Below are 22,363 nucleotides of genomic sequence, written 5' to 3' on the forward strand. Positions count from 1 at the left end.
TTTAATCGTGATATGTTTTTTATTATATGTCATCCACCTCATCTATTGGCCAAATTATAAAAATGGCATGTAGATACATTGAATAAATTATGATATTCCGACATTACGTTGCACTATTTATGCGAAATATATTAGATTTTAGTATAAATCTTTCTACATTTAGTAATGAATTTAGATGGTTATTCGGATAATGGTATGGGATACATAATAAAGGAAAAAGATATGTCAGTGACTTTAACTGAAAGTGCAGCTAATCGGATACACTCATTTTTAGCTAACCGTGGCAAAGGTATCGGGTTACGTCTTGGCGTCAAAACATCGGGATGCTCTGGTATGGCTTATGTTCTTGAGTTTGCTGATGAGATATATGACGATGATACAATTTTTGAAGACAAATCAGTCAAAATTATTGTTGATAAAAAAAGCCTTGTCTATTTAGATGGTACCGAATTAGATTTTGTTAAAGAAGGCTTGAATGAAGGTTTCAAATTCAGCAATCCAAATGTTAAAAATGAGTGTGGTTGTGGTGAAAGTTTCAATGTCTAGTCAGGCATATTGCTTTTGTAAATAAGAGGGGGGGAAATGGAAAAAAATTATTTTAATTTATTGCAATTACCAGTTGTATTACCCATTGATGGTTCCCTTTTAAGTTTACACTATCAGCAATTACAGCGGCAGTTTCATCCAGATAACTATGCGACAGCGCCAGATAACGAAAAAGCTGCAATTTTGCAACAATCAGCTTCCATCAATGCTGCTTATCAAACCCTAAAAGATCCTATTAAAGCTGCCGAATATCGGCTAAGTTTAGAAGGAATAAATATTAATGAAGAGCAGCAAACTATTCATGATAGTCCATTTTTGATGGAACAATTTATGTTGCGAGAGCAACTGGATGATCTTGAACATGCGCAAAATTGGGATGAGTTAACATTATTTTATGATGAGATGATTGAGCGTAAAAATCAAATTTATGCACAATTATTAGAGTATATTAATCAATCTCATTGGCTAATGGCAAAACAGCAATTATATAAGCTACGTTATTATGCAAAATTGATTGAACAGATCGAGCTGCTTCAAGAAAAACAGTTTAATTTATAATATCTTATTATTAATCTATTAGTCTAAAGAGAATATTTCATGGTTTTATTGCAAATCAGTGAGCCAGGGCAGACGGCACCACCACATCAACGACGTGTCGCGGTAGGTATAGATCTTGGTACAACTAATTCACTTGTGGCAACGGTGCGAAGTGGGCAAGCTGAAACGTTACCTGATTTAGAAGGGAACCATTTGCTTCCTTCTGTGGTACATTATGGTATTGATCATGATGGGAATAGTTTAATTACGATCGGTTATCGTGCTAAGCAAGGGGCTGTTCTTGATCCACACAATACTGTTAGCTCGATTAAAAGGATGATGGGTCGTCATATTAGTGATATAGATAATAATCATTTACCTTACTCACTTAGCGCAGGCGAAAATGGCGTACCGATTTTAAATTTGGTTAATCGAACTGTTAATCCGATTCAAGTTTCAGCTGATATTTTACGTGCATTAGTTACAAGAGCAAATGAATCATTAGGTCAAGCACCAGATGGAGTAGTCATAACTGTTCCAGCGTATTTTGATGATGGGCAACGTCAGGCAACCAGAGATGCAGCAAACTTAGCCGGATTACATGTATTGCGTTTATTAAACGAACCTACTGCTGCAGCAATTGCCTATGGGTTGGATTCTGGGCAGGAAGGGGTTATAGCTGTTTATGATTTGGGGGGCGGCACATTTGACATTTCGATACTCCGGTTAAGTAAAGGAGTATTTGAAGTTTTAGCTACAGGCGGTGATTCAGCATTAGGTGGCGATGATTTTGATCAACAATTAGCCTTATGGATTGCCGATAAAGCTAAAGTGAGCAATCGTTATGATCCGTATTTACAACGGCAATTACTCGACCTGGCAAATCAGATCAAACAGCAGTTATCTATTTATGAACAAGTAAATATTGATTTTAATGGTTGGCACGGATACCTTTCCCGCCAAGAATTTAATCATTTAATTGAACCTTTAATTAAAAAAACATTATTTTCATGCCGACGCGCATTGAAAGATGCTAATGTGGATATCACTGATGTTGTTGAAGTTGTTATGGTTGGCGGATCCACACGTATTCCCTATGTGCGTGACAGAGTTGGCGAATTCTTCGATCAAACGCCGTTAACCTCAATTGATCCTGATCGGGTAGTCGCGATTGGTGCCGCGATTCAAGCCGATATCTTAGTGGGGAATAAACCCGATGCCGACATGTTATTACTTGATGTTATTCCGCTATCATTAGGAGTTGAAACCATGGGGGAGTTAGTGGAAAAAATCATTCCACGTAATACGACCATTCCATGTGCTTATGCCCAAGAGTTTACAACGTTTAAAGACGGTCAAACTGCGATGATGATCCATGTTTTACAAGGCGAACGTGAAACGGTTGCCGGTTGTCGCTCGTTAGCGCGTTTTACATTACATGGTATTCCACCGATGCCCGCTGGAGGAGCCCATATTCGGGTAACATTTCAAGTTGATGCTGATGGTTTATTAAGTGTTACAGCTATCGAAAAATCTACCGGTGTGCAAGCCGCAATACAAATCAAACCATCTTATGGATTAACGGATAAAGAAATTGCACAGATGATTCAAGACTCGTTAAGTCATGCTGAATTTGATAAACAAGCACGGCGCCTTGCTGAACAGAGAGTTGAAGCTGCACGAGTATTAGAAAGTTTACAAACGGCCTTGGCACAAGACGCTGATTTATTATCTCGTTCGGAACTTGATGTGATTCTAATTGAAAAGCAACGCTTAGCTACATTAGCAGAAGAACAAGATAGTAGTGAAATCGAGAGGCAAATTAAGAAAATGGATCACTTAACCCAAGAATTTGCTGCCAGAAGAATGGATCGTTCCATTAAACATGCATTGGCCGGTCAGCGAGTTGATGATATTTAAGCCTTGAATTTTAAAAAGAGAGCGAATTATGCCAAAGATTACTTTTTTACCGAATGCTGATCTTTGCCCAGAAGGTATCACAGTTGAAGCTGAGAAGGGTGAATCAATTTTAGAAGTAGCATTACGTAATGATATTGAAATTGATCATGCATGTGAAATGTCATGTGCGTGTTCTACATGTCACTGTATAGTACGAAAAGGTTTTGATTCATTAGAACCTAGCGATGAACAAGAAGATGATATGCTTGATAAAGCTTGGGGAGTTGAGCCTCATAGTCGTTTAAGTTGTCAAGCCAGAGTTGACGATGAGGATTTGACGGTTGAAATTCCTCGTTATAGCTTGAATCATGCAAAAGAAGATCATTAATTAATATCACTATGTTGTTTTAAAACTAAGTTAGCTTTTGAATGGGAATTCCCTGATGAACTATTCGTTCATATTGGTCTCTTTATTGATATTTTTTTACGGTATGAAGTATTTCTTCATTTCTTTTGAGCTAATAACGTTGCAAACCGTAATCGTATGTGATTACCATTGTGATCTGTTTTATGTAATTGTTCAACATTTTCATTATACTCAATGATATTCCAGTTTTGATAATATTGACGTAATTCTTCTTTTTTAAAGGTAAATGGAAATGGTATGGAACAAGGGTAATCGGCAGTCGACATTGCGTTCACAATAAGATTGTAACCTTTTGAATTGGTTATATTCTGCATATTGTTAATGATATCTGAAATTCGATCTGGTTGTAAGAACATCATTACTGAAGTTGATATAATTAAGTCATATTGTCCAGTTAGATTTGCTTGATTGATGTCATAAACTTTGGCTTTTATTTTTGTGAGATAGTCCTGTTTAATGATTTGATTGAGATTTTTAATACAATTTTCATTTTTATCGACAGCATCAACATCAAACTCAAATAAGTTTAAATATAATGCGTTGCGTCCTGATCCACATCCTAAGTCTAATGCCTTACCTCCAGCTATAATTTTAGTCGCTTTGATCACATTGCTATGTGTTTGGGGTAAGCCATATTTCTTACGACAATAATCTTTTTTATCACAATAGAAAGATAGTTGGCATTCGATATCGTCTGATACAGTGACAATTTTATGGCGATGTTGAGGTATGATAAACGGAGGTTGATTATCCACAGAAAAATAATGCATGCCAGTAATATTTCCAGTGTTATCCAAAGTTGCAAATTCCATTTCACCCTTAAAAATGGCTAGTTTTATCCAAGTTTCCTCATCTGTGCGGTTTGATTCTCTAAATATTTCTGGAATGGTATTTATGTACCAAATGGGAAAAGTTTTATAATTGACTAGGTTTGCTATCACTTTTCATATTCTCAATATTATATTAATTCGTTGAGCATTATAGGAGGATATTTAGACGTATGCCATTATTTTTTTTGAAATTTTTGATATTTTACTGTGTTTTTTTTTATAAAAGCAAAAGAATAATTTGTGTTAGTCATGACATTATAAATGGGTTTTTTAACCTGTAAAAAATGATAAAGTTTTCAACATATTATTTTGATATTACGGGAATTGATATAAAAAACTTTATCATTTATATATTATTTAAATGCTATTACCAACAGTGAACCACGCTTTACGTGAATTAAGAATATCTTGTGCAGACATGACTTTTTTTCCGGATGGTTGTAATTGAGTAATATTTAAAATTCCTGCAGAGGTGGCAACTTGAATACCATGCTTATCCGCTTGTATGATCGTGCCAGGTTCCTGCTTACAAGCTTTAAGTATTACATTGGCTTGCCAAACTTTTACTGGTGCTCCATTGATTTCAAAGTAACTTATTGGCCATGGATTAAAAGCACGAATGCAACGTTCAAGTTGTTCTGCAGGTAAATGCCAATCTAATTTAGCTTCTTGTTTTGAGAGTTTTGCCGCATAAGTAACTTGTGATTGATCTTGTTTTTGTGGGTATATTTTTTTTTCGATGATTAGCGTTAAGGCTTTAAGTAAAGCCTCTGGACCTAGTTGAGCTAATTTATCATACAATGAAGCACTGGTATCATGCTCTTCAATCATACATTTTTGTTTATATAACATGTCACCACTATCAAGCCCGGCATCCATTTGCATAATGGTTACGCCTGTTTCTTTATCGCCTGCCCAGCATGCTCGTTGAATTGGTGCAGCGCCACGCCATTTTGGTAATAGTGATCCATGAACATTGATACAACCAAGTTTTGGCATATCTAGTACAGCTTGCGGTAAAATTAATCCGTAAGCGACCACAATCATAATATCGGCATTAAGTTCAGCAATCATTTGTTGATTTGTTAGTTCTTTTAGCGTTGCGGGTTGGTAAACTGGTATATGATGTTGTAGGGCTAGTTGTTTTACCGGACTTGCTGTGATTTTATTTCCTCGACCTGCCGGTTTGTCTGGTTGAGTAAATACCGCTATGACTTGATGTGAAGAATCAAGAAGTGCTTGTAAATGTTTTGCTGCAAAATCGGGTGTACCAGCAAAAATAATTTTTAGAGGTTGTTTTATGTTATGTTCTATCATGATAATTACCTGTTATTCTTTGAAGAATGTATAACTCTTCTCTATTTTGTCGTTAACTAGTATATACTTAAATGTTATTGATTTGCAGTTATCAGTTTAAGTTAGAACAATATTTATGAGGCCAAAGATTGGTATTTTTTAGCTCAATGTTACCCATTGAGCTAATTAAACATAGTTGTTAACTGAGGATAACCCATAAAATTACTTAAAATGGAAAAAAGAGTGGGACTAAGAGAATATCAACAATAAGAACTAGAAAGGTCAATGGTACGCCAACTTTAACAAAATCACCAAAACTATAACCACCTGGAGCAACAATCATGGTTTTTACCGGTGACGAAACCGGTGTAATAAATGATGCTGAAGTGGCAATGGCTACTGTCATAGCAAATGGGTATGGAGAATATCCAAACCCAAGTGCAATATTGATGGCAATTGGTGCAATTAAAATTGCTGTCGCGGTGTTAGTAATAAATAATCCCACCACAGAACAGAGTAAAAAAATGAAAGTTAATGCGACATATGGTCCATAACCAGAAAGATGTTGTTTGAGTAAATCTGAGAATAAATTAATACCACCTGTTTTATTGAGTGCTAGAGCGAAAGGCATCATACCGATAATTAAAATTAAACTAGGCCAGTGAATCGACTTATAAGCGCTTGTCATATCAATACAGCGCGTAAGTCCCATTAATAAACAAGTTATCAATGCTGCTACGACATTTGGCACAATACCGCTTACCATTAATACAATCATGATGGTAAGATTAATTAATGCCGCAATGGCTTGTGAACTTGCCGGCGCTACATCATCCATATCTGCGGGAAAATCTAACACGACGAAATCATTTGTTTTCGTTTGTAATTTGCGAATGGATCCCCAATCGCCACAGACTAATAATGTATCACTAATTTGTAATTTTTCTTCAAATAAGTTATTCGCTTCAATTGGAGCATGGTTACGACGAATACCGATTACCGTGAGGAAATATTTGCTGCGAAAATCGATTTCATTCAATGTTTTTCCATATAATGATGATTCTGGTAATAGTGCTACTTCCGCCATACCAACTTCTTTTACTTGATCAGAAAAATATTCGCCACGTAGCACTTTAGGTTCTAAAGAATAAGCCGCTAGGAAATTACGATAATCGGCATCAGAATGACAGAAATCCAATAGCAGCACATCACCTTCACGAAATTCAGTCATACTATTGACCGGTATTAAGACTTTTCTAAATTTACGCCAACGTTCTATCCCAATTACGTTAACATCTTGTTGACTCCTAAGATGGAGACTATCGAGCGTTTTACCTATAAAAGATGAACCAGGTAATATTTGAGCTCGGTGGGCTCTACCAGACAATTTATATTCTCGAATTAAATCGGTTATCTGTCTACGCGCTGGCGATTGTTGTAATTCATTAGCGGTTTTTTTCGATATGAGCCAATTGCGACTAATAATACAGTAGATAATGCCAACCGCTAATACTCCCAGACCAATTGGTGTAATAGAAAAAAATTTGAACTCTTCAAGTGTCGCTCGTTCTAACTCACTGTTAACAACTAAATTTGGTGGCGTAGCTACTAATGTCATCATGCCACTAATTAATGCAGCAATACATAATGGCATCATTAATTTTTTTACATGTATACCTGAATGAGTGGCAATACTGATAACAACGGGAATAAAAATCGCTACAACACCGGTGGAACTCATTACCGATCCTAATAAAGCGACAGCTAACATAATGAGGATAATAATCCGAATATCATTCTTACCGGCTACTTTTAAGATGTATTCACTCATCTGATAAGAGATACCGGTTCTAACAAGACTCTCACCAATAATAAATAATAAAGCGATCAAGACAATATTAGGGTCACTAAAGCCAGACAATGCTTCGCTAGGTGTTAAAACACCGGTCATTATAATAGCGGTTATAGCAAGTAGTGCAATAATATCCATACGTAACTTGGTAAAAGAAAATAGGATAATAACGACGAATAATAAGCTACAAGTTGTCAGTAATTGGTAGTGCTCTGCTAATGCGGGAGGTAACAGAGAAAGCAATTCTTGGGTAATAGAAGATAGTTTCAAAATGAGATCATTTTATTATGTGATTTTTACCATATCATACCGTAACTAAATATTCTTGAGCAAGCTAAACAATATTAGTATAAAAAATAAACTAACATATCTTTTATCGCTGCTTTATTATCAACATTTGATGCTAATAAAATGAAATAACCACGATACGGCATGGATTTTTGGTTCATTAATGTTTAAGAAGAGAGAAACAGATATTTATTATTACTGATAAATTATATAAAAATCGATAATATTCAATTTGTTAATTTAAAGTATAATTCATGTTGATTTTAATAAATTATTGATTAGCCAAATAGAATCAATTTTGCACAATTAAACAGTTGCATTGATTCGCTTTTTCAGTATAATACTCGGACTTCGCTCAATAAGGGCGAGGTTTATTGGATGCCAGTCTTGGTTACATCCGCACAATACTCCCGATTTGGGGGTTACGTAAAGAACGGATTACACTCTCCTGTCAATCGAAACAGGGAATGAGGGGTAGTCTTTTGTTATAACTTTTTTATAGTGGAGCTCTGGTCTCATGCAGAACCAAAGAATCCGAATCCGTCTAAAAGCATTCGATCATCGTTTGATTGATCAATCTACTGCGGAAATCGTTGAAACTGCGAAGCGTACTGGTGCGCAAGTTCGTGGTCCTATTCCATTACCGACGCGCAAAGAGCGTTTCACTGTATTGATTTCACCACACGTTAATAAAGACGCACGAGATCAATACGAGATTCGTACTCATAAACGTCTAGTCGATATCGTTGAACCAACTCCAAAAACAGTTGATGCTCTGATGCGTCTAGATCTTGCTGCCGGTGTTGACGTGCAGATCAGTTTGGGTTAATTCTGGGCTGAAAAGGATTAAGAGGTCGAAACAATGATTGGTTTAGTCGGTCGAAAAGTGGGAATGACACGAATCTTCACAGAAGAGGGTGTTTCAATTCCTGTAACCGTAATTGAAGTTGAAGCTAACCGTGTTACTCAAGTGAAAAATATTGAGAAGGATGGTTATCAAGCGATTCAGGTTACTACTGGTAGCAAAAAAGCTAGCCGTGTAAATAAACCTGAAGCAGGTCATTTTGCTAAGGCTGGTGTTGAAGCTGGTCGTGGTTTATGGGAATTCCGTTTTGAAGAAGGCGAATTCACTGTAGGTCAAAGCATTAATGTCGATATTTTTACTGACGTTAAAAAAGTTGATGTTACTGGTACATCTAAAGGTAAAGGATTCGCTGGCGTTACAAAACGTTGGAATTTCCGTACTCAGGATGCTACACATGGTAACTCTTTGGCACACCGTGGACATGGTTCTATCGGTCAAAACCAAACTCCTGGTAAAGTGTTCAAAGGTCGTAAAATGGCAGGTCACCTAGGTAATGAACGAGTAACTGTTCAAAACTTAGATATTGTACGTGTTGATGCAGAGCGTAACCTTTTATTAATTAAAGGTGCTGTTCCAGGTGCAATCAATAGTGACGTAATTGTTAAACCAGCGATTAAAGCTTAACGTCGAGGAGATAGAAATGGAATTAGTAGTTAAAGACGCGCAAGCGCTTTCTGTTTCAGAAACTACCTTCGGACGTGATTTTAATGAAGCATTAGTTCACCAAGTTGTTGTTGCATATGCATCAGGAGCTCGTCAAGGAACTCGTGGTCAAAAAACTCGTGCAGAAGTAGCTGGTTCTGGCAAAAAACCATGGCGTCAAAAAGGTACTGGTCGCGCTCGTTCAGGTTCTGTAAAGAGCCCTATCTGGCGTAGTGGTGGTGTAACATTTGCAGCAAAACCACAAGATCATAGCCAAAAAGTTAACCGTAAAATGTATCGTGGTGCACTAAAGAGTATTTTCTCTGAGTTAGTGCGTCAAGATCGTTTAGTGGTAGTTGAGAAATTCACTGTAGAAGCTCCTAAGACTAAATTATTAATTCAGAAATTAAAAGCAATGGATCTTAATGATGTATTGATTATTTCTTCTGAAATTGATGAAAATCTTTTCTTAGCTTCACGTAATATCTATAAAGTTGATGTGCGTGATGTTGCTGGTATTGATCCAGTTAGCTTAATTGCATTTGAAAAAGTTCTCATGACTGTTGATGCAGTGAAACAAGTTGAGGCAATGTTAGAGGAGAAAGTAGCATGATTCTAGAAGAGCGTCTGCTTAAAGTCCTGCGTGCACCTCATGTTTCTGAAAAAGCATCTCTTTCAATGGAGAAAAATAACACATTAGTGTTAAAAGTTGCTAAAGATGCTACTAAGAAAGAGATCAAAGCCGCAGTTGAACAACTATTTGAAGTTAAGGTAAACGATGTTAATACTTTAGTTGTAAAAGGTAAAGTAAAACGTCGTGGTCAACAAATTGGTCGTCGTAGCGACTGGAAAAAAGCTTACGTCACTTTAGCTGAAGGTCAAAATTTAGACCTTGCAGGCGTCGCTGAGTAATTCGGAGGAGTAAGAACAATGGCAGTTGTTAAGTGTAAACCTACATCTCCGGGTCGTCGCCACGTTGTTAAAGTGGTTAACCCAGAGTTGCATAAAGGTAAACCTTATGCACCTTTGCTCGATGCAAAGAGCAAAACTGGTGGTCGCAATAATAATGGACGTATTACTACTCGCCATATCGGTGGTGGTCATAAACAACATTATCGTATTGTTGATTTTAAACGTAATAAAGATGGTATTCCTGCTACAGTTGAGCGTTTGGAATATGATCCAAATCGTAGTGCGAATATTGCGTTAGTTTTATATAAAGACGGTGAACGTCGTTATATTCTAGCTCCAAAAGGCTTAAAAGCCGGAGATCAGATCCAATCTGGTGTTGATGCATCGATTAAAACAGGTAACTGTTTACCAATGCGTAATATCCCTGTTGGTTCTACCGTGCACAATATTGAAATGAAACCTGGTAAAGGCGGACAGCTTGCTCGTTCTGCTGGTAGCTATGTTCAAATCATTGCACGTGAAGGTTCATATGTAACACTTCGTCTTCGTTCTGGCGAAATGCGTAAAGTATTATCTGATTGTCGTGCTACTATTGGTGAAGTTGGCAATTCAGAACATATGCTTCGCGTATTAGGTAAAGCTGGTGCAACACGTTGGCGTGGCGTTCGTCCTACTGTTCGTGGTACGGCGATGAACCCAGTAGATCACCCACATGGTGGTGGTGAAGGTCGTAACTTTGGTAAACATCCTGTGTCTCCATGGGGTCAAAAAGCCAAAGGATTGAAAACGCGTAGCAACAAACGTACTGATAAGTATATTGTTCGCCATCGCAATAAGAAATAATTAAATAGAGGATTAGCTATGCCACGTTCTCTCAAGAAGGGTCCTTTCATTGACCTACACTTGCTGAAGAAGGTAGAGAAAGCGGTGGAAAGCGGGGACAAGAAACCATTACGTACTTGGTCCCGTCGTTCAACGATCTTTCCTAATATGATCGGATTGACCATCGCTGTCCATAATGGTCGTCAGCACGTACCAGTTTATGTTACCGATGAAATGGTTGGTCATAAACTCGGTGAATTTGCGCCGACTCGTACTTATCGCGGTCATGCAGCAGATAAGAAAGCTAAGAAGAAATAAGTAGGAGAAAGAGATGGAAACAATTGCAAAATATCGCCACGCTCGTTCTTCTGCACAGAAAGTTCGCTTAGTTGCTGATTTAGTGCGCGGTAAGAGTGTGTCACAGGCACTTGATATTTTAACTTACACCAATAAAAAAGCGGCTGTACTAGTTAAAAAAGTATTAGAATCTGCGATTGCTAATGCAGAGCATAACGACGGTGCTGATATTGATGATCTGAAAGTTGCGAAAATATTCGTAGATGAAGGGCCAACCATGAAGCGTATTATGCCTCGTGCTAAAGGTCGTGCGGATCGAATTTTGAAGCGTACGAGTCACATTACTGTGATCGTGTCTGATCGCTAGGTCTGGAGAATAGCAATGGGTCAAAAAGTAAATCCAAATGGTATCCGATTAGGTATTGTCAAACCTTGGACATCTACCTGGTATGCAGATACAAAAGAATTCGCTGATAATTTAGAAGGCGATTTTAAAGTACGCCAATTTCTAAATAAAGAATTAGCACAAGCGTCAATCTCGAAGATCGTGATCGAGCGTCCAGCTAAGAGCATCCGTGTGACTATTCATACTGCTCGCCCTGGTATCGTAATCGGTAAAAAAGGTGAAGACGTAGAAAAATTGCGTAATACCGTAGCGAGCATTGCTGGTGTACCTGCACAGATTAACATTGCCGAAGTTCGTAAGCCTGAGCTTGATGCAAAATTAGTTGCTGACAGTATCACTGCTCAATTAGAACGTCGTGTTATGTTCCGTCGTGCAATGAAACGTGCAGTACAAAATGCTATGAAAGCTGGTGCTAAAGGTATCAAAGTTGAAGTTAGTGGCCGTTTAGGCGGAGCAGAAATTGCTCGTAGCGAATGGTATCGTGAAGGTCGTGTACCATTACATACACTTCGTGCAGACATTGACTATGGACTTTCAGAAGCACTAACTACTTATGGTATTATTGGTGTTAAAGTGTGGATCTTCAAAGGTGAGATCCTTGGTGGTATGGCTGCCGTTGAACAAGTAGAAAAACCTGCTGCTCAACCGAAAAAGCAGCGTAAAGGCCGAAAACAATAAGGAGCGTCGCTGATGTTACAACCAAAGCGTACAAAATTCCGTAAAATGCATAAGGGTCGCAATCGCGGTCTTGCTGCAGGTGCCGATATTAGCTTCGGTACTTTCGGTCTTAAGGCTGTTGGTCGTGGTCGTTTGACTGCGCGCCAGATCGAAGCAGCACGTCGTGCAATGACTCGTGCAGTTAAGCGTCAAGGTAAAATCTGGATTCGAGTTTTCCCTGACAAACCAATTACTGAAAAACCACTTGCAGTGCGTATGGGTAAAGGTAAGGGTAACGTTGAATACTGGGTTGCACTGATTCAACCAGGTAAAGTCCTTTATGAAATGGATGGTGTACCGGAAGAAGTTGCTCGTGAAGCATTTGCGTTGGCAGCAGCAAAACTGCCGATTAAAACCACCTTTGTAATTAAGACGGTGATGTAAATGAAAGCAAAAGAGCTACGCGAAAAAAGCGTTGAAGAGTTAAATACTGAACTTCTAGACAAATTACGTGAGCAATTTAACTTACGTATGCAGTTAGCAAGCGGTCAGTTACAACAAACTCATTTAGTTAAACAAGTGCGTCGTGATATCGCACGAATCAAAACGTTATTAACTGAAAAGGCGGGTGCGTAATGACTACTAATGTTCGTACTCAGCAAGGTCGTGTGATCAGTGACAAAATGGATAAATCTATCGTGGTTGCTATCGAACGTAAAGTGAAACATCCATTATATGGTAAGTTCATTAAACGTACGACTAAATTGCATGTACATGATGAGAATAACGAGTGTGGAATTGGTGATACTGTAGAAATTAAGGAATGCCGTCCACTATCTAAGACTAAGTCTTGGACTCTTGTTCGAGTTGTTGAAAAGGCAGTTATTTAATCTAATCGATTAAAAATTGCACACAATATCATAAACGGCTAATATTAGCCGTTTATTTTATACTACCCATTTTATTTGAGTGGTGTTATACTAGGCGCCCTCATGTAAGTGGGATTTTTTGGTTGTCTATTCTTATCCATGGTAGTTGAGGTGGATGAAGGTAGATTAGACAATAATTTATTATACGGAGCATTAAAATGATCCAAGAACAGACTAGGCTCGATGTCGCTGATAATTCTGGCGCACGTAGCGTAATGTGTATCAAGGTTCTCGGTGGATCACACCGTCGTTATGCTGCAGTGGGTGATATCATCAAAGTTTCCATTAAGGAAGCAATTCCACGTGGAAAAGTAAAAAAAGGTGATGTATTTAAAGCTGTAGTAGTACGTACTAAAAAAGGTGTTCGTCGTCCTGATGGATCTGTCATTCGTTTCGATCGTAACGCTTGTGTTATATTAAATAATAACAGTGAGCAACCGATTGGTACGCGTATTTTTGGACCGGTCACTCGTGAACTTCGTTCTGAGAAGTTTATGAAGATCATTTCATTAGCACCAGAAGTACTGTAAGGAGCGGGTAATGGCAGCGAAAATCCGTCGAGAAGATGAAGTTATCGTGTTAACCGGTAAAGATAAAGGTAAGCGCGGTAAAGTTAAAAGCGTTTTGTCTACAGGCAAAGTGATTGTTGAAGGTATAAATTTGGTGAAAAAACATCAAAAACCAGTACCGCAACTAAACCAAGAAGGTGGGATTGTTGAGAAAGAAGCAGCTATTAATGTTTCTAACGTAGCAATCTACAATAGTGCTACAGGCAAAGCAGATCGCGTAGGCTTTCGTTTTGAAGACGGTAAAAAAGTCCGTTTTTATAAGTCTACTAATGAAATAATTAAGTAATTTGGAGTGTACGATGGCGAAACTGCATGATTACTACAATGCACAGGTAGTAAATAAACTGCAAGAACAGTTTGGCTACAAATCTGTCATGCAAGTCCCTCGGATCGAAAAGATCACCTTGAATATGGGTGTGGGTGAAGCTATTACTGATAAGAAATTATTAGATAATGCAGTTGCAGATCTTACTGCAATCAGTGGTCAAAAACCACTTGTCACTAAAGCACGCAAATCAGTTGCTGGTTTTAAAATCCGTCAAGGGTATCCTATTGGTTGTAAAGTCACACTACGTGGTGAACGTATGTGGGAATTTTTTGAACGTTTAGTTTATATTGCTTTACCTCGTACTCGAGATTTTCGTGGTTTAAGCGCAAAATCTTTCGATGGTCGTGGTAACTATAGTATGGGTATCCGTGAGCAAATCGTTTTCCCTGAAATCGATTACGATAAAGTTGATCGTGTTCGTGGTTTAGATATTACTATTACCACTACCGCACAATCAGATGAAGAAGGCCGCGCATTATTGTCAGCCTTTAACTTTCCATTTCGTAAGTAAAGGTAGGGTAAACTAATGGCTAAACAATCAATGATTGAACGCGATAAAAAGCGTGTTAAGCTAGCAAATAGATACTTTGCAAAGCGTCAAGAATTAAAAGCGATCATCTCTGATGTGAATGCAACAGATGAAGATCGTTGGAATGCGGTGCTCAAATTGCAAACGCTTCCTCGAGATTCTAGTCCATCACGTCAACGTAACCGTTGTCGTCAAACGGGTCGTCCACACGGCGTCCTTCGTAAGTTTGGTCTAAGCCGAATTAAGGTTCGTGAAGCTGCTATGCGCGGCGAAATTCCGGGTCTTAAAAAGGCAAGTTGGTAATCAGAGGAGTGTTATAGATGAGCATGCAAGATCCTATCGCAGATATGTTGACCCGAATTCGTAATGGTCAAGCTGCGAACAAAGTTGCGGTCACCATGCCTTCCTCTAAGTTAAAAGTGGCAATTGCCAACGTGCTAAAAGAAGAAGGTTATATTGAAGACTATAAAATTACAGGTGACACTAAACCTGAATTGGAAATCGCATTAAAATATTTCCAAGGTAAGGCTGTTGTAGAAAGTATTCAACGTGTTAGCCGTCCAGGTTTACGTATTTATAAACGTAAAGATGAATTGCCGAAAGTGATGGCTGGACTTGGTATTGCAGTTATTTCTACTTCTAAAGGTGTTATGACTGATCGTGCAGCACGCCAAGCAGGTCTTGGTGGTGAAATTATCTGCTACGTAGCGTAAGGGAGAAAAAAATGTCTCGTGTTGCAAAAGCACCTGTCGTTGTTCCTGCTGGCGTAGAGGTAAAACTCAATGGTCAGGAAATTACGATTAAAGGTAAAAATGGCGAGTTATCTCGTTCTATTAATAATGCTGTTGTTATTAGCCAAGAAGCAAGCGAAATTAAATTTGCTCCACGTAAAGGTGCAGCAGATGCTTGGGCTCAAGCAGGTACTGCAAGAGCATTAGTTAATGCAATGGTGATTGGTGTTACTACCGGATTCACAAAAAAACTTCAGCTAGTTGGTGTCGGTTATCGTGCACAACTAAAAGGTAATTCAATCGGATTATCACTAGGATATTCACATCCAATTGAACATGTATTACCTGCAGGTGTAACCGCTGAATGTCCATCTCAAACTGAAATTATCCTGAAAAGTGCTGATAAACAGTTAATTGGGCAAGTCGCTGCAGATATCCGTGCTTATCGTCGTCCTGAACCTTATAAAGGTAAAGGTGTTCGTTACGCAGACGAAGTCGTGCGTACTAAAGAAGCTAAGAAGAAGTAAGGTAACACTATGGATAAGAAATCATCTCGTATCCGTCGTGCGACGAAAGCACGTAGTAAGATGCGTGAGTTATTGGCAACACGTCTTGTTGTTCACCGTACTCCGCGTCACATTTATGCGCAAATCATTGCACCAAACGGATCTGAAGTTCTGGCAGCTGCTTCTACTTTAGAAAAAGCTATCAGTGAAAATTTAAAATATACCGGAAACAAAGAAGCTGCGGCAGCTGTAGGTAAAGCTATTGCTGAACGTGCATTGGCAAAAGATATTAAAGATGTTGCTTTTGATCGTTCTGGTTTCCAATATCATGGTCGAGTTCAGGCGCTAGCAGAAGCTGCTCGCGAAGCTGGCCTACAGTTCTAAGGTAGGAGTTAAAGATGTCAAACATCGAAAAACAAGCTGGTGAACTGCAGGAAAAACTAATCGCAGTTAACCGCGTTTCAAAAACCGTAAAAGGTGGCCGTATTTTTAGTTTTTCTGCACTAACAGTGGTTGGTGACGGTAATGGTCGCGTCGGTTTTGGTTATGGTAAAGCGCGTGAAGTTCCAGCCGCTATCCAAAAAGCTATGGAAAAAGCACGTCGCAATATGATTAACGTAGCATTGAATAACGAAACTTTACAGCATCCAGTAAAAGGTGCTCATACGGGTTCTCGTGTTTATATGCAACCTGCATCTGAAGGTACAGGTATTATTGCTGGCGGTGCAATGCGTGCCGTTCTTGAAGTTGCCGGAGTTCGTAACGTTCTAGCTAAAGCATATGGTTCTACAAATCCAATTAACGTGGTGCGTGCAACAATTGATGGTTTAGCAAATATGAAATCACCAGAAATGGTGGCTGCGAAACGTGGTAAAACCGTCGAAGATATTTTGGGGTAATGAACCATGGCTAAAACGATTAAAATCACACAAACACGTAGTTCTATTGGACGTTTACCGAAGCATAAAGCGACGTTGCGTGGACTAGGATTACGAGGCATTGGTCATACTGTTGAGCGTGAGGATACTCCTGCGATGCGCGGTATGGTTAACCAAGTTTACTACATGGTTAAAGTAGAGGAGTAATAAGTAATGCGTTTAAATACTTTATCTCCTGCTGAAGGTTCAAAGCATGCATCTAAGCGTTTGGGTCGGGGTATCGGTTCAGGTTTAGGTAAAACAGGTGGTCGTGGTATTAAAGGACAAAATTCTCGTTCTGGCGGTGGTGTTCGCCGTGGATTTGAGGGTGGTCAAATGCCATTATATCGTCGTTTACCAAAATTTGGCTTTACATCTCGTAAGTCTTTAGTAACTGCAGAAGTTCGTCTTTCTGAATTAATGAAAGTAGAGGCTGATGTTGTTGATCTAAATTCTCTGAAAGCCGCAAATGTTATTGGTAGCCATATTGAATTTGCGAAAATTATGTTATCAGGTGAAATTACAAAATCTGTAACAGTTCGTGGAATTAATGTTACTAAAGGTGCAAAAGCTGCAATTGAAGCTGCTGGCGGAAAAATTGAGGAATAATTAGAAAGATGGCAAAGCAACCAGGATTTGATTTTAAAAGCACAAGAGGCGGTAGTAGTGAGCTAACCAGAAGATTAATGTTTGTTCTTTTGGCGCTTATTGTTTTTCGTATCGGTTCTTATATTCCCGTTCCTGGTATTAATACTGAGGTATTAACAAGATCACTTTCGAAAATGTTAGGTGACAATGGTCTCATTGGCATGTTCAATATGTTCTCTGGTGGAGCATTAAGCCGAGCTTCAATTTTTACTTTAGGTATTATGCCGTATATTTCTGCATCGATTATTGTGCAGCTATTAACGGCAATTAGCCCTAAGCTTGCTGAGTTGAAGAAAGAAGGTGAGTCTGGTCGTAAGAAAATCAGTCAGTATACGCGTTATGGTACGTTAGTACTTGCAATTATACAGGCTGTTGGTGTAGCGACTTCTTTACCAAGGATGGAAGAATTTAAAGATGCTGTAATCAATCCTGGTTTTTCTTTCTATTTCATTGCCTCAGTAAGTTTAGTGACAGGAACAATGTTTCTTATGTGGTTAGGGGAGCAAATTACAGAACGTGGTGTTGGTAATGGTATCTCAATCATTATTTTCGCTGGTATCGTGGCTGCTCTTCCTCCAGCAATCTATGAAACAATTGAACAAGCTCGTTCAGGTGAATTGAATCGACTAGTTTTATTAGTTGTTGCCGCGCTTCTTGTCGGTATAACTTATTTTGTTGTGTTTGTTGAGCGTGGTCAACGTCGTATCGTCGTTAATTATGCGCAACGCCAACAAGGTCGTCGTGTTTATGCTGCGCAAAGTACTCATTTACCTTTGAAAATTAATATGTCAGGTGTAATTCCTGCTATATTTGCTTCAACAATAATTATGTTACCAGTTATGGCTGCATCATGGTTACAAGGTGATGGTGAGGGGTGGCGTTATATTTTTGTATTAATGAGACAGTATTTATCACATGATCAACCGCTTTATATGATTTTATATGCAGCGGCGATTATATTTTTCTGTTTCTTCTATACAGCTTTAGTATTCAATCCACGTGAGACAGCAGATCAGCTTAAAAAATCGGGTGCGTTTATTCCTGGTATTCGTCCAGGGGAACAAACAGCAAAATATATTGATAAAATCATGACACGTCTAACGCTTGTCGGATCTCTATATATTACTTTAGTTTGTTTGGTTCCAATGTTTATTACATCTACGTTAAGAGTTCCCGTTCAATTTGGTGGGACATCATTGTTAATCGTTGTTGTAGTAATCATGGATTTTATGGCACAAGTACAGACTTTAATGATGCCAAATCGTTATGAGTCAGTTTTAAAGAAAGCTAACCTTAAAGGTTATGGCCGATAAGTTAGCCAGAAGTTACGGAGAAAAACATGAAAGTTCGTGCTTCAGTCAAGAGATTATGCAGAAATTGTAAAATCATTAAACGTAATGGCATTGTTCGTGTTATTTGCGTTGAAGGTAAGCATAAACAACGTCAAGGTTAATTTTTAACTTTTAGTTGTCTAACTTTTGCATATTTTACTTGCCAAAGTATAGTAAAGCTGGCTAGAATAGCCAGCCTACAAATTTATTATTTGAGTTTCCTTTATTTGAGTATCCTGAAAACGGGCTTTTCAGCATAAAGGAAATGATATATTTTTATTAACAATAGGAGTGCATAGTGGCCCGTATCGCAGGCATTAACATTCCTGATCAACAACATGCTGTAATTGCGTTACAAGCAATTTATGGTATCGGTAATACCCGCGCTAAGACAATTTGTGCTGAAGCAGGTATTCCTGAACATGTTAAGATCAGAGAACTATCTGAAGATCAGATTGAAAAGTTACGTGAACAAGTTGCAAAATTCACTGTTGAAGGTGATTTGCGTCGTGAAGTAACAATGAGTATCAAGCGTTTATTAGACCTTGGTTGTTATCGTGGTATACGTCATCGCCGTGGACTTCCAGTTCGTGGTCAACGTACTAAGACTAACGCACGTACCCGTAAAGGGCCGCGTAAGCCTATCAAGAAATAATCGGGGTAATTAAGAATGGCAAAGACACCTGTACGCGCACGTAAGCGTGTAAAAAAACAAGTTTCTGATGGTATCGCTCATATTCATGCATCTTTTAACAATACAATCGTTACAATTACCGATCGCCAAGGTAATGCATTAGGTTGGGCAACTGCTGGTGGTTCTGGATTCCGTGGCTCTCGTAAGTCAACTCCGTTTGCAGCTCAAGTAGCAGCAGAGCGTTGCGCTGAAGCTGTTAAAGAATATGGAATTAAGAATCTGGAAGTTATGGTTAAGGGACCTGGTCCTGGTCGTGAGTCTACAATTCGTGCATTAAATGCTGCGGGTTATCGCATCACTAATATTACTGATGTTACTCCGATTCCTCATAACGGTTGTCGTCCACCAAAGAAACGTCGTGTTTAATTTTAAATTAAACCCTTAGACGTTTTAGGTTTATTGGAGAAAGAAAATGGCAAGATATTTGGGACCAAAACTCAAATTAAGTCGTCGTGAAGGAACTGATTTATTTCTTAAATCAGGCGTTCGCGCAATAGATAGTAAATGTAAATTAGAACAAGCTCCAGGTCAGCATGGTGCGCGTAAACCGCGATTATCTGATTATGGTGTTCAATTACGTGAAAAACAAAAAGTTCGTCGTATTTATGGGATTTTAGAAAGACAATTCCGTAACTATTATAAAGAGGCTGCTAGAATCAAAGGTAATACAGGTGAAAACCTATTAAACCTTTTAGAACGTCGTTTAGATAACGTCGTTTATCGTATGGGATTTGGTGCGACTCGTTCTGAAGCTCGTCAATTAGTAAGCCATAAAGCGGTATTAGTTAATGGTCGTGTAGTGAATATTGCTTCTTATCAGGTTTCTCCTGAAGATGTAATCAGTGTTCGCGAAAAAGCAAAGAAACAAGCACGTGTTAAAGCAGCTTTAGAGCTAGCTGAACAGCGTGAAAAACCAACTTGGTTAGAAGTTGATGCTAGCAAGATGGAAGGTGTTTTTAAACGCATTCCTGAACGTTCTGATTTATCAGCTGACATCAATGAACATTTGATCGTCGAACTTTATTCTAAATAAAGTTTAGTACTTAAGAGAGGACACAATGCAGGGTTCTGTAACAGAGTTTTTAAAACCTCACCTAGTTGAAGTTGTTCAATATAATCAAACACATGCAAAAGTGATTTTAGAACCACTTGAGCGTGGGTTTGGTCATACACTAGGTAATGCACTGCGCCGTATTTTATTATCATCAATGCCGGGATGTGCTGTAACGGAAGTTGAGATCGATGGTGTATTGCATGAATACAGTACTAAAGAAGGCGTCCAAGAAGATGTGCTTGACATTCTACTAAATTTGAAAAAATTAGCAGTTAAAGTTCACAGCAAAGATGATGTAATGCTTACATTGAACAAATCTGGGGCTGGTGTTGTTACAGCTGATGACATTATTCATGATGGTGATGTTGAAATTGTTAATCCAGATCTTGTGATTTGTCATCTTACAGACGCAAATGCTTCAATTAGTATGCGTATCCGTGTACAGAGAGGGCGTGGATACGTTCCTGCTTCTGCTCGTGTTCGATCAGAAGATGAAGATCGTCCAATAGGACATTTATTAGTTGATGCATGTTTCAGCCCAATAGATAGAATTTCGTATTCTGTAGAAGCGGCTCGTGTTGAACAACGTACCGATTTAGATAAATTAGTTATTGATATGGAAACTAATGGAACTATCGATCCGGAAGAGTCAATTAGGCGAGCATCTACAATTTTGGCTGAACAACTTGAAGCTTTTGTTGATTTACGTGATGTGCGTCAACCAGAAGTGAAAGAAGACAAACCTGAATTTGATCCAATTCTTCTGCGTCCAGTAGATGATTTGGAATTAACTGTTCGATCTGCTAACTGTTTAAAAGCAGAAGCAGTTCATTACATTGGTGATTTAGTCCAACGTACTGAAGTTGAGTTGTTAAAAACACCTAATTTAGGTAAGAAATCTCTTACTGAGATTAAGGATGTGCTCGCTTCACGTGGTTTATCTCTTGGTATGCGCTTAGAGAATTGGCCACCGGCGAGTATTGTTGAAGACTAATATAAAGTTTATATAAGAAGGATAAAGTTATGCGCCATCGTAAAAGTGGTCGTCAGCTTAATCGTAATAGCAGCCATCGTCAGGCGATGTTTCGTAATATGACAAGTTCACTTGTTGAACACGAAATTATCAAGACAACTTTACCTAAGGCTAAAGAGCTGCGTCGTGTAGTTGAACCTTTAATTACATTAGCTAAAACTGATAGTGTAGCTAATCGCCGTTTGGCTTTTGCTCGAATCCGTAATGCGGATGCAGTAAAAAAACTATTCTCAGATCTTGGTCCACGTTTTGCAAATCGCCCTGGTGGTTATATTCGCATCATGAAATGTGGTTTCCGTGCTGGTGATAATGCACCTATGGCATTTATAGAATTAGTTGATCGTCCAGCGACAAGTGAAGCAGTTGAAGCTGTAACTGAGTAAGTAATATTTTTTATAGAAAAACCGATAAGAGATTATCGGTTTTTTTATGTCCAGATATAGTTTAAGAAATATTATTTTTTAATTTAGAACAATTCCTTAACTATCTAATTATCTAAATATATCCAACCATAATTAGTTTATTACAGTTAACTGTGTTAATCACGTTTTGCTATTATGGGTTAAAGTTATTATATTTAAGATTTGGAATAGCTGTTAATTAATAATGTGGTGGAGGGGTCTCCTCAGTTAAAGAAGCAATGTTAGATTGATGCGTAGCTTGTAATTTTTTCGATAATAGTTTTAATTGCTCTTTTAGCTTAGTAACTTCACTTTGCAATTGAATAACTATTTGATTTAATTCTTCGATAGTAATATCTTGAAAACTGACTTTTGTTTCGAGTTCTTCAATTCGATTTTTCATTTTTTTTCAGTAAG

The 22,363-nt window shown here is 38.3% G+C and carries 36 protein-coding genes; 32 read left to right on the forward strand and 4 right to left on the reverse strand.

From position 1 onward, the window contains the following. Positions 1-222: 222 nt before the first annotated feature. The 4 genes from iscA to fdx are packed head-to-tail and all read left to right on the forward strand — an operon-like array spanning position 223 to position 3,370. Complete coding sequence (gene iscA, locus FcAc13_RS00425; RefSeq protein WP_187754243.1) at positions 223-546, forward strand: iron-sulfur cluster assembly protein IscA; 324 nt, start codon at positions 223-225, stop codon at positions 544-546. A 36-nt stretch (positions 547-582) separates the two neighbouring features. Then, positions 583-1,104: a Fe-S protein assembly co-chaperone HscB gene (hscB, locus tag FcAc13_RS00430; RefSeq protein ID WP_187754244.1), complete on the forward strand. Its 522-nt coding sequence runs from the start codon at positions 583-585 to the stop codon at positions 1,102-1,104. A 39-nt stretch (positions 1,105-1,143) separates the two neighbouring features. Further along, on the forward strand, positions 1,144-3,003 hold the full coding sequence (gene hscA, locus FcAc13_RS00435; RefSeq protein WP_187754245.1) for a Fe-S protein assembly chaperone HscA: 1,860 nt from the start codon (positions 1,144-1,146) through the stop codon (positions 3,001-3,003). A gap of 28 nt (positions 3,004-3,031) precedes the next feature. Further along, entirely contained in the window at positions 3,032-3,370 is a 339-nt protein-coding gene (gene fdx, locus FcAc13_RS00440; RefSeq protein ID WP_187754246.1) for an ISC system 2Fe-2S type ferredoxin, read from the forward strand. A 116-nt stretch (positions 3,371-3,486) separates the two neighbouring features. On the opposite strand, the gene tehB is transcribed toward fdx, so the two are convergent. The 3 genes from tehB to FcAc13_RS00455 form a co-directional block, all read right to left on the reverse strand. Next, entirely contained in the window at positions 3,487-4,347 is an 861-nt protein-coding gene (gene tehB, locus FcAc13_RS00445; RefSeq protein WP_187754294.1) for an SAM-dependent methyltransferase TehB, read from the reverse strand. 249 nt (positions 4,348-4,596) lie between these two features. Beyond that, positions 4,597-5,541 carry a methionyl-tRNA formyltransferase gene (gene fmt / locus FcAc13_RS00450; protein WP_187754295.1) on the reverse strand — a complete coding sequence of 315 codons (945 nt, stop codon included), beginning with the start codon at positions 5,539-5,541 and terminating at the stop codon, positions 4,597-4,599. 220 nt (positions 5,542-5,761) lie between these two features. Continuing rightward, positions 5,762-7,621 carry an SLC13 family permease gene (locus tag FcAc13_RS00455; RefSeq protein ID WP_370633712.1) on the reverse strand — a complete coding sequence of 620 codons (1,860 nt, stop codon included), beginning with the start codon at positions 7,619-7,621 and terminating at the stop codon, positions 5,762-5,764. 571 nt (positions 7,622-8,192) lie between these two features. On the opposite strand from FcAc13_RS00455, the gene rpsJ reads away from it, so the two are divergent. The 28 genes from rpsJ (at position 8,193) to rplQ (ending at position 21,928) form a co-directional block, all read left to right on the forward strand. After that, positions 8,193-8,504: a 30S ribosomal protein S10 gene (gene rpsJ / locus FcAc13_RS00460; protein WP_187754247.1), complete on the forward strand. Its 312-nt coding sequence runs from the start codon at positions 8,193-8,195 to the stop codon at positions 8,502-8,504. Positions 8,505-8,537: 33 nt separating this feature from the next. Continuing rightward, the gene (rplC, locus tag FcAc13_RS00465; RefSeq protein WP_187754248.1) at positions 8,538-9,164 is read left to right on the forward strand and encodes a 50S ribosomal protein L3; all 627 of its coding nucleotides are present in this window, start codon (positions 8,538-8,540) and stop codon (positions 9,162-9,164) included. Positions 9,165-9,180: 16 nt separating this feature from the next. Then, entirely contained in the window at positions 9,181-9,795 is a 615-nt protein-coding gene (rplD, locus tag FcAc13_RS00470) for a 50S ribosomal protein L4 (protein ID WP_187754249.1), read from the forward strand. Continuing rightward, positions 9,792-10,094, forward strand: coding sequence for a 50S ribosomal protein L23 (gene rplW, locus FcAc13_RS00475; protein WP_187754250.1), 303 nt, complete (start codon positions 9,792-9,794; stop codon positions 10,092-10,094). The genes rplD and rplW overlap by 4 nt, the downstream gene beginning before the upstream one ends. An 18-nt stretch (positions 10,095-10,112) precedes the next feature. Then, complete coding sequence (gene rplB, locus FcAc13_RS00480; RefSeq protein WP_187754251.1) at positions 10,113-10,937, forward strand: 50S ribosomal protein L2; 825 nt, start codon at positions 10,113-10,115, stop codon at positions 10,935-10,937. 18 nt (positions 10,938-10,955) lie between these two features. After that, a complete protein-coding gene (gene rpsS / locus FcAc13_RS00485) occupies positions 10,956-11,234 on the forward strand; it encodes a 30S ribosomal protein S19 (protein WP_039103318.1) in 279 nt (92 codons plus the stop codon). Positions 11,235-11,247: 13 nt separating this feature from the next. Further along, positions 11,248-11,580: a 50S ribosomal protein L22 gene (rplV, locus tag FcAc13_RS00490; protein WP_187754252.1), complete on the forward strand. Its 333-nt coding sequence runs from the start codon at positions 11,248-11,250 to the stop codon at positions 11,578-11,580. A 15-nt stretch (positions 11,581-11,595) separates the two neighbouring features. Then, entirely contained in the window at positions 11,596-12,297 is a 702-nt protein-coding gene (gene rpsC / locus FcAc13_RS00495; protein WP_187754253.1) for a 30S ribosomal protein S3, read from the forward strand. 12 nt (positions 12,298-12,309) lie between these two features. Next, entirely contained in the window at positions 12,310-12,720 is a 411-nt protein-coding gene (rplP, locus tag FcAc13_RS00500) for a 50S ribosomal protein L16 (RefSeq protein WP_187754254.1), read from the forward strand. After that, positions 12,721-12,912: a 50S ribosomal protein L29 gene (gene rpmC / locus FcAc13_RS00505; protein ID WP_187754255.1), complete on the forward strand. Its 192-nt coding sequence runs from the start codon at positions 12,721-12,723 to the stop codon at positions 12,910-12,912. Then, positions 12,912-13,166, forward strand: coding sequence for a 30S ribosomal protein S17 (gene rpsQ, locus FcAc13_RS00510; RefSeq protein ID WP_039103324.1), 255 nt, complete (start codon positions 12,912-12,914; stop codon positions 13,164-13,166). Before rpmC ends, rpsQ begins: the two co-directional genes overlap by 1 nt. 197 nt (positions 13,167-13,363) lie before the next feature. Further along, positions 13,364-13,735 carry a 50S ribosomal protein L14 gene (rplN, locus tag FcAc13_RS00515; protein WP_187754256.1) on the forward strand — a complete coding sequence of 124 codons (372 nt, stop codon included), beginning with the start codon at positions 13,364-13,366 and terminating at the stop codon, positions 13,733-13,735. Between the two features lie 10 nt (positions 13,736-13,745). Then, positions 13,746-14,060, forward strand: coding sequence for a 50S ribosomal protein L24 (gene rplX, locus FcAc13_RS00520; RefSeq protein WP_187754257.1), 315 nt, complete (start codon positions 13,746-13,748; stop codon positions 14,058-14,060). A 13-nt stretch (positions 14,061-14,073) separates the two neighbouring features. Beyond that, entirely contained in the window at positions 14,074-14,613 is a 540-nt protein-coding gene (gene rplE, locus FcAc13_RS00525; protein WP_187754258.1) for a 50S ribosomal protein L5, read from the forward strand. Positions 14,614-14,628: 15 nt separating this feature from the next. Then, the gene (gene rpsN, locus FcAc13_RS00530) at positions 14,629-14,934 is read left to right on the forward strand and encodes a 30S ribosomal protein S14 (protein WP_039103329.1); all 306 of its coding nucleotides are present in this window, start codon (positions 14,629-14,631) and stop codon (positions 14,932-14,934) included. Between the two features lie 17 nt (positions 14,935-14,951). Further along, positions 14,952-15,344, forward strand: a complete 393-nt coding sequence (rpsH, locus tag FcAc13_RS00535) for a 30S ribosomal protein S8 (protein WP_187754259.1) — start codon at positions 14,952-14,954, stop codon at positions 15,342-15,344. An 11-nt stretch (positions 15,345-15,355) separates the two neighbouring features. Continuing rightward, positions 15,356-15,889 (forward strand): 50S ribosomal protein L6, encoded by a 534-nt coding sequence (gene rplF / locus FcAc13_RS00540; protein WP_187754260.1) that lies wholly within the window; start codon positions 15,356-15,358, stop codon positions 15,887-15,889. A gap of 9 nt (positions 15,890-15,898) precedes the next feature. Then, the gene (rplR, locus tag FcAc13_RS00545) at positions 15,899-16,252 is read left to right on the forward strand and encodes a 50S ribosomal protein L18 (protein ID WP_039103335.1); all 354 of its coding nucleotides are present in this window, start codon (positions 15,899-15,901) and stop codon (positions 16,250-16,252) included. A 14-nt stretch (positions 16,253-16,266) separates the two neighbouring features. After that, positions 16,267-16,767 carry a 30S ribosomal protein S5 gene (rpsE, locus tag FcAc13_RS00550; protein WP_187754261.1) on the forward strand — a complete coding sequence of 167 codons (501 nt, stop codon included), beginning with the start codon at positions 16,267-16,269 and terminating at the stop codon, positions 16,765-16,767. 6 nt (positions 16,768-16,773) lie between these two features. Continuing rightward, positions 16,774-16,953 (forward strand): 50S ribosomal protein L30, encoded by a 180-nt coding sequence (rpmD, locus tag FcAc13_RS00555; RefSeq protein ID WP_039103338.1) that lies wholly within the window; start codon positions 16,774-16,776, stop codon positions 16,951-16,953. Positions 16,954-16,959: 6 nt separating this feature from the next. Further along, on the forward strand, positions 16,960-17,394 hold the full coding sequence (rplO, locus tag FcAc13_RS00560) for a 50S ribosomal protein L15 (protein WP_187754262.1): 435 nt from the start codon (positions 16,960-16,962) through the stop codon (positions 17,392-17,394). Between the two features lie 8 nt (positions 17,395-17,402). Continuing rightward, positions 17,403-18,746, forward strand: coding sequence for a preprotein translocase subunit SecY (secY, locus tag FcAc13_RS00565; protein WP_187754263.1), 1,344 nt, complete (start codon positions 17,403-17,405; stop codon positions 18,744-18,746). A 26-nt stretch (positions 18,747-18,772) separates the two neighbouring features. Continuing rightward, positions 18,773-18,886 carry a 50S ribosomal protein L36 gene (gene rpmJ / locus FcAc13_RS00570; protein ID WP_187754264.1) on the forward strand — a complete coding sequence of 38 codons (114 nt, stop codon included), beginning with the start codon at positions 18,773-18,775 and terminating at the stop codon, positions 18,884-18,886. 176 nt (positions 18,887-19,062) lie between these two features. Then, positions 19,063-19,419 (forward strand): 30S ribosomal protein S13, encoded by a 357-nt coding sequence (rpsM, locus tag FcAc13_RS00575; RefSeq protein WP_065558590.1) that lies wholly within the window; start codon positions 19,063-19,065, stop codon positions 19,417-19,419. A 15-nt stretch (positions 19,420-19,434) separates the two neighbouring features. After that, on the forward strand, positions 19,435-19,824 hold the full coding sequence (gene rpsK / locus FcAc13_RS00580) for a 30S ribosomal protein S11 (protein WP_039103346.1): 390 nt from the start codon (positions 19,435-19,437) through the stop codon (positions 19,822-19,824). Positions 19,825-19,870: 46 nt separating this feature from the next. Next, the gene (rpsD, locus tag FcAc13_RS00585) at positions 19,871-20,491 is read left to right on the forward strand and encodes a 30S ribosomal protein S4 (RefSeq protein ID WP_187754265.1); all 621 of its coding nucleotides are present in this window, start codon (positions 19,871-19,873) and stop codon (positions 20,489-20,491) included. Between the two features lie 25 nt (positions 20,492-20,516). Further along, entirely contained in the window at positions 20,517-21,506 is a 990-nt protein-coding gene (locus FcAc13_RS00590) for a DNA-directed RNA polymerase subunit alpha (RefSeq protein ID WP_187754266.1), read from the forward strand. A 29-nt stretch (positions 21,507-21,535) separates the two neighbouring features. Next, positions 21,536-21,928 (forward strand): 50S ribosomal protein L17, encoded by a 393-nt coding sequence (rplQ, locus tag FcAc13_RS00595; RefSeq protein WP_187754267.1) that lies wholly within the window; start codon positions 21,536-21,538, stop codon positions 21,926-21,928. A 217-nt stretch (positions 21,929-22,145) separates the two neighbouring features. Here the strand turns inward: rplQ and FcAc13_RS00600 are convergent, their stop codons facing one another. Beyond that, a complete protein-coding gene (locus tag FcAc13_RS00600; protein WP_187754268.1) occupies positions 22,146-22,349 on the reverse strand; it encodes a SlyX family protein in 204 nt (67 codons plus the stop codon). Positions 22,350-22,363: the final 14 nt, after the last annotated feature.

Origin of the sequence: Frischella japonica (genome assembly GCF_014489845.1) — a bacterium.
In the GTDB taxonomy this organism is placed as follows: Bacteria; Pseudomonadota; Gammaproteobacteria; order Enterobacterales; family Orbaceae; genus Frischella; species Frischella japonica.

Excerpts from the sequence above, each read along its gene's own strand:
- iscA (WP_187754243.1), top strand. The coding sequence starts at position 223 with ATGTCAGTGACTTTAACTGAAAGTGCAGCTAATCGGATACACTCATTT.
- hscB (WP_187754244.1), top strand. The coding sequence starts at position 583 with ATGGAAAAAAATTATTTTAATTTATTGCAATTACCAGTTGTATTACCC.
- hscA (WP_187754245.1), top strand. The coding sequence starts at position 1,144 with ATGGTTTTATTGCAAATCAGTGAGCCAGGGCAGACGGCACCACCACAT.
- fdx (WP_187754246.1), top strand. The coding sequence starts at position 3,032 with ATGCCAAAGATTACTTTTTTACCGAATGCTGATCTTTGCCCAGAAGGT.
- rpsJ (WP_187754247.1), top strand. The coding sequence starts at position 8,193 with ATGCAGAACCAAAGAATCCGAATCCGTCTAAAAGCATTCGATCATCGT.
- rplC (WP_187754248.1), top strand. The coding sequence starts at position 8,538 with ATGATTGGTTTAGTCGGTCGAAAAGTGGGAATGACACGAATCTTCACA.
- rplD (WP_187754249.1), top strand. The coding sequence starts at position 9,181 with ATGGAATTAGTAGTTAAAGACGCGCAAGCGCTTTCTGTTTCAGAAACT.
- rplW (WP_187754250.1), top strand. The coding sequence starts at position 9,792 with ATGATTCTAGAAGAGCGTCTGCTTAAAGTCCTGCGTGCACCTCATGTT.
- rplB (WP_187754251.1), top strand. The coding sequence starts at position 10,113 with ATGGCAGTTGTTAAGTGTAAACCTACATCTCCGGGTCGTCGCCACGTT.
- rpsS (WP_039103318.1), top strand. The coding sequence starts at position 10,956 with ATGCCACGTTCTCTCAAGAAGGGTCCTTTCATTGACCTACACTTGCTG.
- rplV (WP_187754252.1), top strand. The coding sequence starts at position 11,248 with ATGGAAACAATTGCAAAATATCGCCACGCTCGTTCTTCTGCACAGAAA.
- rpsC (WP_187754253.1), top strand. The coding sequence starts at position 11,596 with ATGGGTCAAAAAGTAAATCCAAATGGTATCCGATTAGGTATTGTCAAA.
- rplP (WP_187754254.1), top strand. The coding sequence starts at position 12,310 with ATGTTACAACCAAAGCGTACAAAATTCCGTAAAATGCATAAGGGTCGC.
- rpmC (WP_187754255.1), top strand. The coding sequence starts at position 12,721 with ATGAAAGCAAAAGAGCTACGCGAAAAAAGCGTTGAAGAGTTAAATACT.
- rpsQ (WP_039103324.1), top strand. The coding sequence starts at position 12,912 with ATGACTACTAATGTTCGTACTCAGCAAGGTCGTGTGATCAGTGACAAA.
- rplN (WP_187754256.1), top strand. The coding sequence starts at position 13,364 with ATGATCCAAGAACAGACTAGGCTCGATGTCGCTGATAATTCTGGCGCA.
- rplX (WP_187754257.1), top strand. The coding sequence starts at position 13,746 with ATGGCAGCGAAAATCCGTCGAGAAGATGAAGTTATCGTGTTAACCGGT.
- rplE (WP_187754258.1), top strand. The coding sequence starts at position 14,074 with ATGGCGAAACTGCATGATTACTACAATGCACAGGTAGTAAATAAACTG.
- rpsN (WP_039103329.1), top strand. The coding sequence starts at position 14,629 with ATGGCTAAACAATCAATGATTGAACGCGATAAAAAGCGTGTTAAGCTA.
- rpsH (WP_187754259.1), top strand. The coding sequence starts at position 14,952 with ATGAGCATGCAAGATCCTATCGCAGATATGTTGACCCGAATTCGTAAT.
- rplF (WP_187754260.1), top strand. The coding sequence starts at position 15,356 with ATGTCTCGTGTTGCAAAAGCACCTGTCGTTGTTCCTGCTGGCGTAGAG.
- rplR (WP_039103335.1), top strand. The coding sequence starts at position 15,899 with ATGGATAAGAAATCATCTCGTATCCGTCGTGCGACGAAAGCACGTAGT.
- rpsE (WP_187754261.1), top strand. The coding sequence starts at position 16,267 with ATGTCAAACATCGAAAAACAAGCTGGTGAACTGCAGGAAAAACTAATC.
- rpmD (WP_039103338.1), top strand. The coding sequence starts at position 16,774 with ATGGCTAAAACGATTAAAATCACACAAACACGTAGTTCTATTGGACGT.
- rplO (WP_187754262.1), top strand. The coding sequence starts at position 16,960 with ATGCGTTTAAATACTTTATCTCCTGCTGAAGGTTCAAAGCATGCATCT.
- secY (WP_187754263.1), top strand. The coding sequence starts at position 17,403 with ATGGCAAAGCAACCAGGATTTGATTTTAAAAGCACAAGAGGCGGTAGT.
- rpmJ (WP_187754264.1), top strand. The coding sequence starts at position 18,773 with ATGAAAGTTCGTGCTTCAGTCAAGAGATTATGCAGAAATTGTAAAATC.
- rpsK (WP_039103346.1), top strand. The coding sequence starts at position 19,435 with ATGGCAAAGACACCTGTACGCGCACGTAAGCGTGTAAAAAAACAAGTT.
- rpsD (WP_187754265.1), top strand. The coding sequence starts at position 19,871 with ATGGCAAGATATTTGGGACCAAAACTCAAATTAAGTCGTCGTGAAGGA.
- FcAc13_RS00590 (WP_187754266.1), top strand. The coding sequence starts at position 20,517 with ATGCAGGGTTCTGTAACAGAGTTTTTAAAACCTCACCTAGTTGAAGTT.
- rplQ (WP_187754267.1), top strand. The coding sequence starts at position 21,536 with ATGCGCCATCGTAAAAGTGGTCGTCAGCTTAATCGTAATAGCAGCCAT.
- FcAc13_RS00600 (WP_187754268.1), bottom strand. The coding sequence starts at position 22,349 with ATGAAAAATCGAATTGAAGAACTCGAAACAAAAGTCAGTTTTCAAGAT.